At 67.8% G+C, this 16303-nt stretch carries 16 protein-coding genes; 10 read left to right on the forward strand and 6 right to left on the reverse strand.

The features are described 5' to 3' along the window. Positions 1–208 precede the first annotated feature (208 nt). From OHB23_RS01780 to OHB23_RS01815, 8 genes are read left to right on the forward strand one after another with little or no spacing between them, the layout of a single operon-like run. A complete protein-coding gene (locus OHB23_RS01780; protein ID WP_328810734.1) occupies positions 209–1204 on the forward strand; it encodes a GDP-mannose 4,6-dehydratase in 996 nt (331 codons plus the stop codon). Further along, on the forward strand, positions 1201–1749 hold the full coding sequence (locus OHB23_RS01785) for an acyltransferase (RefSeq protein ID WP_051613483.1): 549 nt from the start codon (positions 1201–1203) through the stop codon (positions 1747–1749). Before OHB23_RS01780 ends, OHB23_RS01785 begins: the two co-directional genes overlap by 4 nt. Further along, a complete protein-coding gene (locus tag OHB23_RS01790) occupies positions 1749–2870 on the forward strand; it encodes a glycosyltransferase family 1 protein (RefSeq protein ID WP_328810735.1) in 1122 nt (373 codons plus the stop codon). Before OHB23_RS01785 ends, OHB23_RS01790 begins: the two co-directional genes overlap by 1 nt. After that, positions 2867–4045, forward strand: a complete 1179-nt coding sequence (locus OHB23_RS01795; protein WP_328810736.1) for a hypothetical protein — start codon at positions 2867–2869, stop codon at positions 4043–4045. The genes OHB23_RS01790 and OHB23_RS01795 overlap by 4 nt, the downstream gene beginning before the upstream one ends. Beyond that, entirely contained in the window at positions 4042–5157 is a 1116-nt protein-coding gene (locus tag OHB23_RS01800; protein ID WP_328810737.1) for a glycosyltransferase, read from the forward strand. Before OHB23_RS01795 ends, OHB23_RS01800 begins: the two co-directional genes overlap by 4 nt. Next, complete coding sequence (locus OHB23_RS01805; RefSeq protein ID WP_328810738.1) at positions 5154–6554, forward strand: O-antigen ligase family protein; 1401 nt, start codon at positions 5154–5156, stop codon at positions 6552–6554. Before OHB23_RS01800 ends, OHB23_RS01805 begins: the two co-directional genes overlap by 4 nt. After that, positions 6551–7780 carry an acyltransferase family protein gene (locus tag OHB23_RS01810; RefSeq protein ID WP_056443883.1) on the forward strand — a complete coding sequence of 410 codons (1230 nt, stop codon included), beginning with the start codon at positions 6551–6553 and terminating at the stop codon, positions 7778–7780. The genes OHB23_RS01805 and OHB23_RS01810 overlap by 4 nt, the downstream gene beginning before the upstream one ends. Continuing rightward, positions 7756–9264 carry a cellulase family glycosylhydrolase gene (locus OHB23_RS01815; protein ID WP_328810739.1) on the forward strand — a complete coding sequence of 503 codons (1509 nt, stop codon included), beginning with the start codon at positions 7756–7758 and terminating at the stop codon, positions 9262–9264. Before OHB23_RS01810 ends, OHB23_RS01815 begins: the two co-directional genes overlap by 25 nt. 75 nt (positions 9265–9339) lie before the next feature. Here OHB23_RS01815 and OHB23_RS01820 read toward each other — a convergent pair whose 3' ends face one another. Further along, positions 9340–9510, reverse strand: a complete 171-nt coding sequence (locus OHB23_RS01820) for a hypothetical protein (RefSeq protein WP_328810740.1) — start codon at positions 9508–9510, stop codon at positions 9340–9342. A 480-nt stretch (positions 9511–9990) separates the two neighbouring features. Here OHB23_RS01820 and OHB23_RS01825 point away from each other — a divergent pair, with 480 nt between their 5' ends. Continuing rightward, positions 9991–11427, forward strand: a complete 1437-nt coding sequence (locus OHB23_RS01825; RefSeq protein ID WP_328810741.1) for an HNH endonuclease signature motif containing protein — start codon at positions 9991–9993, stop codon at positions 11425–11427. Here OHB23_RS01825 and OHB23_RS01830 read toward each other — a convergent pair. From OHB23_RS01830 to OHB23_RS01840, 3 genes are all read right to left on the reverse strand, one after another. Beyond that, positions 11394–12233, reverse strand: a complete 840-nt coding sequence (locus OHB23_RS01830; RefSeq protein WP_328810742.1) for a DUF72 domain-containing protein — start codon at positions 12231–12233, stop codon at positions 11394–11396. The two genes, OHB23_RS01825 and OHB23_RS01830, sit on opposite strands and share 34 nt — an antisense overlap. 75 nt (positions 12234–12308) lie before the next feature. Next, positions 12309–12947: a DUF6226 family protein gene (locus OHB23_RS01835; protein WP_328810743.1), complete on the reverse strand. Its 639-nt coding sequence runs from the start codon at positions 12945–12947 to the stop codon at positions 12309–12311. Between the two features lies 1 nt (position 12948). Continuing rightward, positions 12949–13452, reverse strand: coding sequence for a hypothetical protein (locus OHB23_RS01840; RefSeq protein ID WP_328810744.1), 504 nt, complete (start codon positions 13450–13452; stop codon positions 12949–12951). A 76-nt stretch (positions 13453–13528) separates the two neighbouring features. Here OHB23_RS01840 and OHB23_RS01845 point away from each other — a divergent pair, with 76 nt between their 5' ends. Beyond that, positions 13529–13885, forward strand: coding sequence for a hypothetical protein (locus OHB23_RS01845; RefSeq protein WP_328810745.1), 357 nt, complete (start codon positions 13529–13531; stop codon positions 13883–13885). Between the two features lie 49 nt (positions 13886–13934). Here OHB23_RS01845 and OHB23_RS01850 read toward each other — a convergent pair whose 3' ends face one another. Further along, positions 13935–14636, reverse strand: a complete 702-nt coding sequence (locus tag OHB23_RS01850; protein WP_328810746.1) for a TetR/AcrR family transcriptional regulator — start codon at positions 14634–14636, stop codon at positions 13935–13937. Between the two features lie 14 nt (positions 14637–14650). Further along, positions 14651–16303, reverse strand: coding sequence for an FAD-dependent oxidoreductase (locus OHB23_RS01855; protein WP_328810747.1), 1653 nt, complete (start codon positions 16301–16303; stop codon positions 14651–14653).

The following is a 16303-nucleotide window of genomic DNA, read 5'->3' on the forward strand; positions in this document are numbered from 1 at the left end:
ATGATTGCTCATAGTATGCGGATCATCAGTGAAAAGCGCAGGGCAACATGGGTGTCACAGAATGGTCATCCGCTCGCGCAGTCGCACTGACAGAATGAAACGGCGATACCCGGAAATGGCCCCGTTTACGGGGACGTACACGAGCACGACGCGACGGAGTTCGGCGTTTCGGACACTCGAGCTCGACTGACGGAAGCGATGGTGTGTCTTGACCAAGCGAGCTCTCATCACAGGAATCACCGGGCAGGACGGCATGTACCTCGCCGAACTGCTGCACGAGAAGGGGTACGACGTGTTCGGCCTGGTGGCCGGACAGAACAATCCCAAGGCAGATCTGCTCCGCGTCACACACCCGTACGTCGAGATCATCAGCGGCAACCTGCTCGATCTGGTGAGCCTCATTCGCGCCGTCGCCCATGCGAAGCCCGACGAGGTCTACAACCTCGGCGCCATCTCCTTCGTCGCGTACTCGTGGGAGAACGCCCGCCTCACCAGTGACGTCACCGGCGGCGGTGTGCTGAACATCCTCGAGGCGGTGCGCTTCTTCCAGGACAGCTCCGGCCGCGACGTGCGGTTCTACCAGGCATCGAGTTCCGAGATGTTCGGCAAGGTGCAGGAAGTACCGCAGACCGAGAAGACGCTTCTCTGGCCGCGCTCGCCCTACGGCGTCGCCAAGGTGTACGGCCACTACATGACGATCAACTACCGCGAGTCCTACGGCATGCATGCCAGCTCCGGCGTCTTGTTCAATCATGAATCACCGCGCCGTGGACCGGAATTCGTCACCAGAAAGGTGTCGCAGGCCGTCGCTCGCATCACATTGGGCCTGCAGGACCAGATCGCACTGGGAAACCTGGACGCCAAGCGCGACTGGGGCTTCGCCGGCGACTACGTCGAGGCGATGTGGTTGATGCTGCAGCACGACCACGCCGACGATTACGTCATCTCCACCGGTGAGACGCACTCGATCCGCGAACTGCTCGACATCGCGTTCGACGAGATCGGCATCTCCGACTGGAGCGAGCGGGTGCACATCGATCCGGCCTTCATGCGACCGGCCGAGGTGGACGAACTCATCGGCGATTCCACGAAGGCGCGGGAGACGCTCGGCTGGCGCCCCAAGGTCGGCTTCGACGAGTTGGTCCGCATGATGGTGCGGCACGACGTCGACGATCAGTCCAAGCGTGCGGCCGGTGCCCAGTGAACTCCGCGCCCTACTCGAGCACGCGCAAGGAACAACTGGGTGAGCGCGTCTTCAACTTCCTGATCACCCACATCCCGTCGCACACACTCCGTCAGGGGTGGCTCCGCTTCTTCGGCGCCACCATCGGCACGGGCTCGTCGATCATGCTGGGCTCCACGACGTTCGGGCTCCGACGGCTGGTGATCGGCAACAACGTGTCCATCGGGTCGTCCGTGCTGCTGGACGCCCGCGGGGGTCTCCTCATCGACGACGACGTGGTGATCGCGTCCGACGTCCACATCATCACCGGGGACCACGACGTCGACAGTGACGATTTCGGTGTCCGCCTCGGGCCGGTGCACGTGGGACACCACGCGTGGATCGCGAGCCGCGCCACGGTGCTGAGGGACGTGGAGATCGGCGCCGGCGCCGTGATCGGTGCCGCGTCTCTGGTCCGCCGCGACGTGGGCGAGATGGAGATCGCCGCCGGCGTCCCCGCCACGGCGCTGGGCAAGCGCACGTCCGCGTTGGACTACCACCCCACCTTCCGCCCACTCCTCTACTGATGGGACCCGACGTGGTGGATCTCGCCCGTACACGGCTGGTCTACGTCGCGCCTGCTGCCGGCCGCAGCGGCGTCGGCGACTACGCCGACGATTTTCTCGCCGAGGTCGCCCCGCACTTCCTCGACGTCGTCGACTACCGCATCGAGACCGAGGGCGCGGAGACGGCGCGCGAGGTGCTCGCCCATGCGAGACGGATCCGCGCGCTGGTGAAGGCCTCGTCGGCGCAGGGCCCCACCCTCGTCCACTTCGAGCAGAGCGGCGGGTCGCTGTCGGTGTTCTGGGCATCGCTGCTGCGCGGGGTGACCGTCACGGCCACGGTGCACGATCCGCCGTACCCGGTGTGGTGGCCGTTCAAGACCAAGTCGGTGGGGCGCCACCGCCTCCTGCACCACGCCGTCCACTATCCGTTCCGGATCGTCACCACCGCGCTGCAACGTCGAGTACTGCGGGGGCGCACCGTCTTCGCCCTCACGACGATGGGCGCCGACAGCATCCGTCGTACCTTTCCCCGGTCACACCCGGTCGCGGCACGCATCTTCGTGCCGGCCCGCCCCGACCTCACTCCGCCCGCGGAGCGTCCACTCGCAGTCGGACTGTTCGGCCATGTCTACCGCGGCAAAGGCTTCGATCTCATCGGCCGTCTGCGCGAGGAACTGGACGTCGACATCGACATCCGCGCCGCCGGACGAGGAACGGCGGCACTGCCGGCGATGGACGGTGTGACCCTCGTGGGCGAGGTCAACGGTCCCGACGAGGACCGCTTCTTCGAGTCGATCCGACTGCTGCTGGTGCCCTACTCCAAGCACAATCCGTACGGCAAGGCCTATCCCGCCTCGAGCGCCGTCACCCGATCGTTCGCGTACGGAACACCCATCGTCTGCATCACCGAGGGAGCGCTCGCCGAGACGGTGGAGCGCGGAGGCGCCGTGGGAGTCGACAGCGTCGACGATCTCGCCGCCGCGGTCCTCGACGTGGTGCGCGACGGCGCCCGGCTCGACGACCTCACCCGCCAGGTCGACGCGGTACGGCGAGCCGATGCCATGACCCACTGTGCGGCCGTCTTCCTCGACGCGTGGTCCGCCGGGGCGAGCGTCGACGCCGCCGAGTACTCGGCGCGATGAGAGCGCTCGACAGCCATCTCCTCCGCACGGGGGTGGCGTCGTTCTGGAACTACAGCGGCCGGCTCGTCGGGCTCGGCTGGACGTTCGCTCTCATCCACACCCTCGGCATCGGCTCCTACGGGCAGTACGCCGTGGCGGTGGCGACGGCTGCCATCGTGAACGCCGGCATCGACAACGCGTTCTACGTCCGCTCCCTTCGACTCGACGAGGCCAGGTATGAGCGGGAACGCTGCGCCCGCGTGTTGTTCGGCTCGGTGGTGGCGGTGGTCGGTGTCGTCGCGTTCACCTCGTCGTTCGTCGTGGGTTTCGCCGTGATCGTCGCGGCGGGTGAGCTGCTGTTCAACACCTGGAAGAGCCACCTGCTCCGGGAGGGACGTCCCGACGTCGCCATGCGCTTCGACGCGGTCCGGCAGATCACGAGCATCGTCCTCGGTGCCACGTATCTGTATGCGGTGGAGGCACCGTCACTGTCGACAGCCGCGGCCCTGTACCTGCTCCCCTACCTCGTGGTGGCGGCCGCCTGCCTCCGGTACGTTCCCGGACGGACCCCCGCCGCACCCGGCGGGCCGAAGGAGTTCGCGCTGCTCTCCTTCGAGGCTCTCGCCGCCGCCCTCTACGCGCAGGGCGACGTCGTCGTGATCGGGTGGGTCGCGGGCGACGAGGTCGCGGGCTACTACTCCGTGGCACTCGTGGCGGCACTGGCCATCTCGACCATCGGCCAGAACTACGCCAACACCTACCTCGAGAAGATCCGGGCGGTCGGCGGTCACGTGTCGGGAGCGCCGGCGCTTCGCGACGTCGTCAAGGTCGGCCTGCTCACCGGTGGGTCGATGGCCGTCATCGGCGTCGGCATCCTGCTCTGGGGCGGCGCCGACTACACCGGCCACATCACGCTGATCCTCTCGCTGTTCGTGGTCGCGCGGGCGATCAACCACTCGTTCATCGTGGTGCTGTTCGTGCAGAAGCGCGACGCCCTGCGGGTGAAAGCCACCGTCGCCGTCGCGGTGGCGAAGCTCGCGGCACTGGCGTTGCTCGTGGGACCGCTCGGCGGGTACGGCGCGGCCGTGGCCTGTGTCGTGTGCGAGGCCGCCCTGCTGTTCGTGTACCACCGCGCCGTGCACGGCGCGGCGTCGTCCTCCATCCGAGAACCACTCCACGACAGGGCTACTCGATGAAAGCGGCATTTCTCCTGGCCAAGGATCCCCGGTTCGAGTCGACCGGCGACCTGACGATGGCCAAACTGGTGATCACGCTCGCCCGGTCGTCGTACGACGTCGCCGTCGTGTGCCTCTCCGGACGCCCGGAGGTGGCGGAGGCCGACGTCGTCCGTATCCCCAAGACCGCCCCACGACCGGCAGACTTGGTGAACCGGAGCCTGCGCACCCGTCGCAGTCTGGTGCACACCCGCTTCACGTCAGGGACGCTCGTGAAAGCTGTGGACGACAGCGACGCCGACATCTTTGTCGCCGACCACAGCTACATGGCCGAGGCCTTCCTGCACTCCTCGCGGGCACACACCCGTCGACACGGAGACCCCATCCTCGCGGTGAGCACCGTCGTGTCGGAGACGTTGGTATGGAAGGCGACCCGCGGGGTGCTCGGCCGGGTCGACGCACGTCGAATCGTCAGCGACGAGCTGCGTGTGGCGCGAAAGGCCTACACCGTCGGCACGTACGACGAGGAGGAGGAGGCACAGTTCTACCTGGACCACGGGGTGCGACGAGCCCATTGGCTGAATTTGACGTTACCTCCGAAACCGAGAGTGGACATCGGAAGTTCCGGCCCTCGACTGGTGTTCCTCGGCGACCGCCAGTGGTCGCCCAACCAGGAAGCGTTCGAACGGCTGCTGACGTGGTGGCCGGACATCGCCCGCGGCATCGACGGTGCGGAACTGCGCATCGTCGGCTCGCGCGGACCCGGACGGCCCGTACCGCTGCCGCCCGGTGTGGAGGATCTGGGCTTCGTCGACGACCTGGACGCGTTCCTCTCGACCAGCCGCGCCATGGTCGCGCCCATCGTCACCGGCGGCGGAGTCCGGGTGAAGATCCTCGACGCGGCCAGCCGGGGCATGCCCGTCGTCGGCACCACCGCGGCCGTCGGATCGCTCGGACCCGTCCTGGGAATCGACGGCATCGACGACAAGCACGAGTTCGTGCAGCGCTGCCGGCGCTACCTGCTCGACCGTTCGGCCGCGGTGGCCGACGGCGACGCCCTCTACCGAGCCAACGCCGACCGTTGGAACGAGGGCGCGCCGCACCGCGCGGTGCAGGAGTGGTTGGCGCCATGACCCCCCGCAGAGCGTCTCTCCTGGTGGGCATCCTCGGCGCCGGTGTGGCCGTCGCGGTGGGCCTGCTGTCCGGCTCGAGCACCAGCGCCGCCCGGCTGCTCGCGGTGGGCCTGATCGGCATGGTGGTCGGCGTGACGGTCACCCTTGCCTCACCGAAATTCGTTTATGCCGCATTGGGATTCACGCTCGGTGGCATCCCGTTCGCGGTGATTCCCGGCGCGGGACCTGCGGTGCTGCTCCTCGCGGTCGCGGTGTGGGCCGCGATGCTCACCCACCCGCCCCCTGTCTTGCGGGTGCGCAGCCTCGACGTGATGGTGGCGCTGCTCCTGCTCGTCTCGCTCGCCTCGGTCACCCAGAGCGCCACCAGCGGAGTCCATGTCACCGAGTTCATCAAATGGGCAGCGGCGACGTCACTGATCTTCCCGCTGCTCCGACTCGATGCGGTCGACCTGCGCCGCTTCGGCCTGTCCTATGTGTGCGGCGCGGCCATGGGCGGCGGCGCCTCCCTCCTGATCCTGTTCTTCGACCGCACCGGGACGGCGATCTCCGTCCTGTCCCCCATCGGGTACGGGAACACCGGGACCATCGGCACCACGCTGCGCTGGTTCGAGGTGGGCGGCACGTCCATCCGTCGGTTGGCCGGCACCTACATCGACCCGAACGTGGCGGGCATCTTTCTGTTCCTCGGCTTCGCCCTCGCGTTGGCGTTGACCCGCGGGTGGATCCGCATCGTGTCGAGTGCCGTCATCGGACTGGCGCTGATGGCGACCCTGTCGCGCTCGGCCATCCTGTCGGTGATCGTCGCGCTGGTGGTGTACCTCGCGTTCCAGCAACTGCGGACACGGACCCGCGTGCTCGTCGTGGCGGCCACGCTGCTGGGCGCGGCTGTCGCACTCGCCATCCCCGCCGTCAACGCGCGGTTCCTGTCCAGCTTCGGCTCGTCCGACCGCGGAACCGACGACAGGGCCCGCGCACTCGCGAACTTCCTTCCATCGATGGACGGGCATTGGCTCTTCGGGCGCGGATGGGGTGCCCTCGAGCTCATCGACGAGGTGGCCGGCTACAACGCGAACTACGTCGCCAACACCCCGTTGCTGACGCTCTATCGCGGGGGCATCATCGTCGGCGTCGTGTTCCTCGCGCTGCTGCTGGCCGCGCTGGTCATCGCGTACCGACGGATGCGCTCGTCGACGCACTGGCAGACCGGTGTGATCGGTGCGGCCTTCATCGGATTCCTACTCGTCGCACTGCAACTGGACTTCCCGGTGGTCACCAATCCGATCGTCACGATGGTGTTCTCGGTCTTCCTCGCTCTGCTCACCGTCAACCCGACACCCACACCGGACGACAGCGCCGTCGAACCCGATCATGCTCGACTGCAGGAGGTTCCACGGTGACCGATACTCCCGCTCCCGTCACCGCACCGCCGACCCAGCGGAAGGCCTGGATCGCCGGGCTGGAAGGCCCCCGCGGTGTTGCCGCGATCTGCGTCGTCCTCGCCCACGTGGCCGTGGTGCACACCCCGAACATCGTCGCGTCGACGCGGATCGACTTCCTGGGCCAGGCCCTCACGTTCTTCTTCGCGCTGTCCGGGTTCCTGCTCTACCTTCCGTACGTCACGCGCTTCGCCGACGGGGCAGCGTTCCCGAACACGAAGCGCTACTTCGTCGCCCGCGTCCGACGGGTGTTTCCCGCCTACATCGTCATCTTCCTGATCGTGAACTTCGTCCTGGGCGCCGGCTACGTGGTGAATCCCGTGACGAGCGGCTGGGATCATTCCGCCGACGGCACCGGCACCATCACCGCGCCGCTGCCCCTCCTGGCGCACCTGACGCTGACGCAGTCGTACTTCCCCAGCACTCTGCAGACCGGAATCAATCCCTCCTGGTCGCTGAGCACCGAGTGGGGCTTCTACCTCGTCCTCCCGATAGCGGGCTTCCTGCTCTTCCGGTTCGGCCGCGGCGGCCGGCGACCCCTCGTGACCGCGCTGATCCCCGCGGTGGCGCTCATCGCGCTCGGGCTGATCGCCAACACCATCGTCGGCAGGCTGCAGCACGCGAGCGGCCTCCCACCGCTCGAGCAGTACTGGGGACCGAACTGGGTCGCGGTGTTCTCGCGCAGCTTCCTCGCTCTCGCCGACCACTTCGCCTGGGGCATGGTGGCGGCCGTCGTCTACGCCGCGATCGCCCGAGGAGCTTTCTCCCGCTTGTCGACGTCGCGGTTGTCGGCGGTTCTCCTCAGCATCGCCGTCCTGGCGCTGTCCGGCTCGATGCTGTTGTTCGCGCTCGGATCTCGCTACATCTCCTCGGTGTTCGCGATCGCCTCGTGCGCCTCCATTCTCGCGATCGTCGCGCCTCTCGGCCGCGGCGAGGACTCCCGCCTCGCGAGGATGACCGACTGGGCGCCGCTCAAGTATCTCGGCATGGTCTCCCTGTCCTCCTATCTGTGGCACTACCCCGTTCTGATCCTGGTCGGCCGTGCGGGGATTCCCATCCCGCCCACCGCACTCGGTCTCGTGTGGGGATTCGTGCTGGTCATGTCTCTGACGGTGGCGCTCGGGTCGCTGACGTACTACCTGGTGGAACGACCGATGATGCGATGGCGAGCCGGACGTACCACGTGAACCGACGGGGGTTCCTCGTGCTCGCGGCCGCGGCAGTGGCGGCGGCGTGCACGCGGGACCGGAGTGCGCCGCCCGTGCCCGAGGAACTCCAGGCGCCTCCCCGGGTACTCGGCTACTCCACCGGATCGTCCATCCTGTGGGCCGACGACGCGGACGTCTCCCGGACGATGGCCGCGGTCCGCGACGGCGGGGCGACATCGGTTCGTATCGACATCTCGTGGCGCTTCGCCGAACCTGCTCGGGGTCAGTACGACTGGCGACCCTCCGATCGGGTGGTCGACGCTGCCAGGGCGGCCGGCCTGGACGTGGTGGCCACGCTGACCACGACACCGGCGTGGGCGGCCATCGGGTTCTCCGACCTCGCCGCAGCGGCTCCCCGGAACCCGCAGGAGTACGGCGCGTTCGCGGGCGTCGTCGCCGATCGGTATCGCGGGCGGGTGTCGACCTACGAGATCTGGAACGAGCCGAACGGCCGACTGTTCTTCTGGCCGAACCCCGACCCCGCCCGGTACACCGCCATGCTGCGGTCCGCCTTCACCGCCGTCACCGCGTCCGATCCCGACGCCGTCGTCGTGGCCGGGGCACTGGGCAACACGGACACCACCGACGGCCGGATGGACTCGAACGAGTTCCTCGTGTCTATGTACGACGCCGGTGCGGCCGGGTCGTTCCACGCGCTCTCGTACCACGCGTACGACTACGGCACCACCCTCGCCGACGCCGGCCTGTACCCCAATTCCGCTGTGCAGCAGATCATCAGGATGCGGCAGACGATGGTGGCGCACGGGGATGCGGCGGCACGCATCTGGATCACCGAGTACGGCGCGCCCGACACCGGCGTGGACGCGGACACGCAGGCGCGGCTCATCGTGGAGTCGGCGCAGCAGTGGGGCGAGGTGCCGTACGGCGGGCCGTTCTACGTCTACACCGTCCGTGACGGCGACAGCCTGTCCCCCGATCCCGAGGCGCGCTTCGGTGTGCTCGACGATGCCTTCGTACCCAAACCCGTCTACGGACAGTTGGCCGCACTGGCCGCGGCGGGGCTGCCCCAGCGCGACATCGCGAACCGGTTCGACGCCGCCGCACCCTTCGACTTGGGCGAGCCGTGGGGCCCGGTCTTCGCACTCCCCGCGGGCTCGGGCCGCCAGTACACCCACGGCAGCCTGTACTCGACTTCGAGCGGCTGGCTCACCTCGCCGCCGGCGGTCGCCGACATCGCCCGCACCACGGGGCTCGTTCCGGCGGGCCCGTTCCACGACGGATACCAGGACCTGCTGGCCGACGGCGGGTTCCGGGTGTTCTCCGATCCGCGGTTCGGCACGTGGGCCGTCGTCGGCGCGATCCTCGATCAGTGGCGGCCGGAGCTCGGGTTCCCGGTCACCGGGGAGTACGAGGCGCCCGACGGTCAGCGCGTCGTGGACTTCGAGTCCGGCCGCATCCTGTGGAACCCGACGGACGGGGCAGTGGTGGTGCGCGACCGGTGACGCGGCTGGGCGCGCTGCGCCGGGTTTCCGCTGACGTCGCCGTTGCTGGACATTGCGGCACCGTTTCACGGGCCGCTACTCGAGCGTGACGGGCGTCCGGGAATTGCGGTTCAGAGGCGTCTCCTCGCGCAGAATGCGAGCCCCGTCCTCGATGTCCGCATTGTGAATGGCACGGCCCATGACGACGCCGATGACCAGGGCTGCGACAACCCAGACGGCGCCGATGCCGTAGACGATCCACCACATCGCACGAGTGTGACACCGAAATTCGGAAATGTGACCAGAAATGGCAATAAAACCATTGAGAACGTTTCTCGGCGGGGTTCGAAGCGCCACCACGGGCGTCTTCGGTACGCAATCCGCACCACAGAGCCTGTCATTCGATCGGAGGACGGGGTCGACGACGCTTCCGTGCACTCTGCCTGTTCAGGCGTGTTTCGAGTTCTTCGACGCCGAGGACGAGTCGGATGAGATGACGGGATGACTTGCAGCGGAAACAGCGGATGGCCATACTTTCCGCATGGCCAGACGACGTTCGCGCATTGTTGCGCCCGATAAACCGACTCTCGGACAAGTCAGCTCCGTCGGTGTCAGTTTCGTCGCTTTTCTCGTTTTGCTGTTTCTCTGCATCAGCCACGGCCTTCTCTGAGTTTCAGCCCACTTGCGCGCATGTAGGTAGTTCGAACACATGTTCGATTTTGTCGGTGGGTCGCGGTACTGTGAGGCATGTTTTCGGGGGGAAACGCAGGGGATGGTCGTCGTGACGACGGCTCCATCGGTGACCCCGTTCTCGCTCAGCTCGTCGCTGCGCAGGAGGAGCTGACGCGCCGTATCGCGGCCTACGACACTCAGCACATCGGGACGGCCGACCGTCTCGCCCTTCTGGTGCGGGACGAGAAGGTGACGCGGTCGCGGCAGGCGCAGGCGCACGTGTGGCTGGCCGAGCTCGTCCAGCAGCGCGGCTTCGAGGAGACCGGAGCGCACAACGCCGATGCGCTGGCTCAACTCCTCACCATCGATCGCGCAGCCGCTGTGGCGCGACTGTCCGTGGCCGCCCAGCTCGGCAACAGGACCACCCTGCTCGGCGACGTCATGGAACCCGAGCTGCCCGCCACCGCTGCGGCGCTGCGCGAGGGTGCCATCGACCCGGCCCACGTGAAGGTGATCAGGAAGTTCGACAAGAACCTCCCTGCCGCTGTGGATGCAGACACCCGCGCCCACGCAGAGCGTCACCTGGCCGACGCGGCGCGCGAGGTGCGTCCCGCGGAGCTCACGGCTCTCGCCGAGCGCATCACCGCGCACATCGTCGAGGAAGGCGAGTTCGAGCTCCCGCCGGAGCGCGTCCGCAAGCGCGGCATCTTCATGGGCAAGCAGGACAGCGACGGGATGCGCAGCGGCAGGTTCGTTCTCGATCCCGAGACCGCGGCGTACTTCGACGCCTACAACAGCAAGTACGCGGCGCTCGGAGTGGGCAATCCCGAGGACACACGCGCGCCCGTCATCGGAGAACCGGACGACGAGACCCGCCAGCGCGACACCCGGACCACACCGCAACGACGGCACGACGCCCTCAAGCTGCTACTACGCGACACACTGTCCTCCGACGATCTCGGCAAGCACCGCGGTGTGCCGGTCAAGGTCATCATCGTCGCCCGTCTCGAGGACCTGATCCGAGGCACCGGACTGGCCACCACCGCAACGGGTTCCACCATGCCGATCCGCGACGTCATCCGCATGGGGTCGCACGCCGATCACTACCTCGCTGTCTTCGGCGACGACGACGGCAGGCCACTGCACTTCGGCCGCACCCGCCGCATCGCCAGTGAGGACCAGCGCCTCGTCCTCATGGCCACAGACCGCGGATGCACCGCACCGGGATGCGATCGCCCCGCCGTCGCCACGCAGGCGCACCACATCCACGAGTGGCAGGACGGCGGGCCCACCGACATCGAGTCGCTCACCTTCGTGTGCGACATGCACCATCCGATGGTCCATGACGGAGCACTCGGATGGTCCACCACCACAGCGCCGCCAGGCCATCCCTACGCCGGGCGCACTCTGTGGCACCCGCCTGCCCTCATCGACCCGTCGAGGACAGGCCGGGTGAACCACTATCACCACCCACAGGACTATCTGTGGGAGGACGACGAGCCGGCGGCCTGAGTCATCTCGATGAGTCGCAACGCATCCCACGGCGCGAAGCCCTTCGCGTCGTTGTCGAAGTAGACGTACACGTCTCGCTTCGCAGCGCGCCACTCACCGATGCGCTCGGCCCACCGGCCGAGCGCCTCGTCGGAGTACCCACTCGTGTACAGCTCGGTGTCGCCGTGCAGCCGGACGTAGACCACGTCGCTGGTCACCTCGGTGAGCATCGGGAACTTCCCGGCCGAGTCGGCCACGACGCACCCGATGCCCTGTGTCCGCATCAGCTCGTATGCCTCCGCTGAGTCGAAGCTCGGGTGCCGCACCTCGAGACAGTGTCGCAGCGGCCGGTCCTCGTCGACGTCCAGGAACACGCGGTCGTCGGCGAGCTTGTCGTCGTGCTTCTCCCCCAGCCGAGCGGCCTCCGTCGTCGACCGCGGCAGCAGCGCGAAGAAGTCGGCCATCCTCGTGGCGTCGAAACGGAACGTGGCCGGCAGCTGCCACAGGATCGGCCCGAGCCGTGGCCCCAGCGCGAGAACACCCGACGCGAAGAAATTGCCCAGCGCCGCGTCCACTCCGACGAGCTTCTTCATGTGCGTGACGAAGCGAGGCCCCTTCACCGCGAACACGAACCCGTCCGGCGTTTCGGCACGCCACCGCTGATAGCTCGACGGCCGTTGCAGGGAGTAGAACGAGCCGTTGATCTCGATGGAGGTCAGTGCACGGGAGGCGTACTCGAGCTCACGGCGCTGCGCCAGCCCCGCGGGGTAGAAGTCGCCCCGCCAGCCCGCGTAGCGCCAGCCGGAGATGCCGATGCGCAGTTCCATCGGCTACCTCCCGTCCTCTCGGCCTCCGTCAGCAGATACCCGCACACCTAGCTGCGACACATGGGCCTGGTGCGATCACTGGCGCGGTGGCCAGGCGGCCCAGCCGTCAGGCAGTGCACGGAGAATGGGATCCGCAGCGTCGAGACGCGCTGCGGGGATATCGCCGGCGCCGGTCCGCCCCGAGCTCGCGCCGTCGGGAAAGGTGAATGCGTACCCGACCATCGGACGGAGCCCGCGCTTCACACTCTCCTGATAGCTGCCGTTCACGACCGCGAACACCTGACGCTCGAGGCCGTCGGCTTCGTCCTGCCAGGTCGAGTCGCACGCGTCGCACCCGCAGCTCGGGAAGTAGAAATCGTGCAGCAGACCAGCGTGCATCCCGATCCCGGGGTAGGACGTGAAGATCAGTGTCAGTGTCGCGCAGTCGGAATCGCTCGGTCGGATTCGAACAGCACGAGTCGTGTCGCGATGCGGGCGAACCAACTCCGCAATCGCCTCCGGACCCTCGTCGATCTCGACGTCGTAGGTGTCGCGTAGGTGCTCGATGAGGGGATCCGCGATCACATGAAGTGGCGCATAGCGTTCCGGGTGTTCGGTCACGGAATAGGCACTCTCCGGCGGAGAGTCGGCCCACAGGTTCCCGTAGTCGATGACCCGACCGTCGGAGTCGCGGAACACCGGCTCCTCGATCGTGGGGCGTACGTACGAACTCACGTCAGTCATCCTCTCTCGCTGCGAGCAGTCCGATCGGCGCTACTGCCCGGTCGGTGCGGGGATCGCGCCATACTGCCTCGCCGTCGACGACCGTCGGCCACAGCAGACGCTTCTCTTCGACGGGCCACTCGACCCACGGCGGGTACCCCGCGAGTTCGGTCTGCACGATGTCCGCGATGACGACGGTCGCCTCCGCGAGGGACAGATCCATGTGCAGGTCAACCGTGTACCGCGCGATACCGAGCGTCCTCTCGTCGACGTTGCTCGCCTTCAGGCGTGGGCGAGGGCCGCTGGAGTTCACGCCGAGTCCGACGACACCCGTCTCGTGGAGCGAGAGGGTCCACCGAAGTCTGTCGAGGTCCAGGTGCGCACCGGACCGGCGCCAGTGCAGGTCCGACCCCACTGCGACACACGCGTCGACCATCTGGGTGGGCGCACCCATTCCGGAGTCGGGGAGCAGCGGAAACGTCCATTCGTCGACGTACTCGAGATCGGGGCCCCACATCGGTCCAGTGTGGCAAGCATTCCGGTGCTCGAAAAATTGTTTTTCACGATCCCCTCGACACCGTACGGTTCGGTGCATGGACGAGGTCGTGACCCGACGGAAGAACCAACCACCGCCCCGTCATGTGGTCTTCGACGATCTCGCGCATCCGGGTCGAGAGACCAGACGACCGTGGTTGCACCTGCTCGACGACGAGACGCTTCCGCGCGTCATCGCGACCGAGTCGCCGTCGCTGGTCGTGTGGTCGTCGCTCTGGCCGGCGAGACCCGATGCCCGTATTCGATTCGACCTGGCCGACGATGGCGCTGGGACGAACCTCCGGTGGACATTGCTCCTCGACCCACCGCGCCCGGACGACGACGCCGTTCGTGGCTTGCGCAAGCGCATCGACAGGCTGATCAACTTCAACCTCCGATTCACCTACGGGCAGTGACCGACCCAAGCAGTGGACGGGAGCGTGCGAGCCACCATGACGCCAGGAATCAGGGGCCGTCCAGCACCCGCTCGAGTGGCACGTTCGGGATCGTGATCCCCCTCGACGCGCCGAGGCCGGTGATCTGCAGCCAGATGGTGTCGGCGAGGAAGGCGGCGAACGTGTCGAGATCGACCGAATCCTCCTGTGCGCGCCACGTTCTCACCGCGCCGACGCAGCCGGAGATGAGGCTCGACACCCACGGTCCGACCAGGCGCAGGTCCTCGTCGCCCAGGTCGGCGTCGACGAGAGCGAGGAATCCGCCGACGGCCACCTCGATCTTCTCGGCGACGCGGGCGATGGTGCTCTGCAGCGGTGATTCGGACGATCCGGTGACGTTCTGCTCGATGACGTACGTCCAGGTGGGATGGGCCACCACCCAGCGCACGTACGAGTCGACCACCCGTTGCACCACCGAGCGTGGCAGACCCACGAGTGTCACCGACGCCGTCAGGGTGTGTTCCAGCTGCTCACAGATGGTGCGCTGGATGGCGACGTCGAGGTCAGCCCTGTCGGCGAAGTAACGGTAGATGCCGGTGCGATGGATGCGCGCCTCGTCGGCGATCTGCTGCGCCGTGACCCACTCCCCCGGATGCACGCCCCGCTCGAGCACGTCGAGGGCAGCGGCGATCACCTGACGGCGGCGGTCGGCGTTGTGCTGATCCCACCGTCGCCTCCGGCCGTCACCGGAGGTGGTGCGCTCGGTGCTCATCGCACCGAAGCATCTCACGTACGCAGTAGTCTCCGCGGAGCCCTGACGTTCACACGTGCCGCGACGGCCTCCTGATCGAGCCGATCGACGATCTTCACGCGCGGCCGACCGTTCCGTCGACCGAGAGCGAGCTCCTCTGCATCCAGCCGGCGCCATGCCGCCAGGTCACCCGCCCGCGGGATCGCCGCTGCGATCAACTCGTCGGGCGTGTGGTGCGGCTCGGTGATGTCGGAGTCCAGGTGGTCGAGCACTGCCTCCACCGTCTCCTGCGCGCAGGTCTTGTTCGTGCCGATGAAGCCGCGCGGACCGCGTTTGATCCACCCGACGACGAACACACCCGGCGCCACCCGCCCGCGATCGTTCGGCACGGTGCCCGTGCGCTCGTCGAACGGGAGCCCGGGCAGACCGACACCGCGGAAGCCGACCGACCGCACCACCAGGCCGGCGTCGAGGACGTACTCGTCGGACGTCGGCACGGCGACGACGGCACCGTCAGCACCCTCGACCAGGTCGTTACGGGCGACGCGGACGCCGGTCACCCGGCCGTCCCGGCCCAGGATCTCCACCGGAGACACCGCGAACGTGAGCACGATGCGACGGCGCGTGGCGTCCGTCGATCGCGGCCGAGCAGCCAGCTCCTCGAGTAGGCGACTCCGCTGATCGTCACCCTGCAGCTGCGCGGGGTCCGCCTCGACGATGACATCGACATCGGTGAGCGCTGCGAGACCCATCAGCTCGGGCACGGTGAAGGCCGCGTCGCCCGGTCCGCGTCGGCCGAGAATCTGCACCTCTCGGATCCGAGAACCCCGGAGCTGGTCGAGAGCGTGCGGCGCGATGTCCGTTCTCTCCGAGAGCCATTCGGTGTCGCGGGTGAGCATGCGCGCGACGTCGAGGGCGACGTTGCCGTTGCCGACGACGACGGCGCGCTCGTGATCGAGCGTGACGGCGGCGTCCCGATGGTCGGGATGGCCGTTGTACCAGCCGACGACGTCGGTGGCCGCCACGGAGCCCGTCAGGTTCTCACCGGTAATGCCGAGCAAGCGGTCGGACGACGCGCCGACGGCGAACACCACCGCGTGGTAGACCGACTGCAGTTGCGCCACAGTGACAGTCGTTCCCACCTCGGCGCCCAGCACGTAGCGGAAGCCGGGCTCGTTCTCGATCGCCTCGAAGAGGTCGGTGACCTTCTTGGTGGTCGCGTGGTCGGGTGCGACGCCGTGCCGCACCAGGCCATGCGGAGTGTGGAGCTTGTCGTAGACGTCGACCGACGCCACCTCGGGATGCTTGAGCAGCTCGTCCGCGGTGTACAGCCCGGCCGGCCCGGCACCGATCACCGCGACGCGGAACGGGCCACCGCGGCGCAGACGTCGTTGCGGCGCAACGAGAGCCAGCGGAGTGCGGTCCGCGTGCGGAGACCGCTCGAAGTACTCCGCGTTGAGGGCCGCGTACGGAGCGGTCTCGATGGTCAGCTTCGTGTCGGGGACGATCGCGCCCACCGGGCACGCCGTCACACAGGCACTGCATCCCACGCATGTCGCCGGGTCGATGAACAGCATGTCGGTGGTCCCGAACCCGGGCTCACCCGGCGCGGGGTGGATGCAGTTGACCGGGCACGCGAGGACGCAGGACGCGTCGGCGCAGCACGTCCCGGTGACGACGTGGGGCAT

Source organism: Rhodococcus sp. NBC_00294, assembly GCF_036163995.1.
Lineage (GTDB): Bacteria > Actinomycetota > Actinomycetes > Mycobacteriales > Mycobacteriaceae > Rhodococcoides.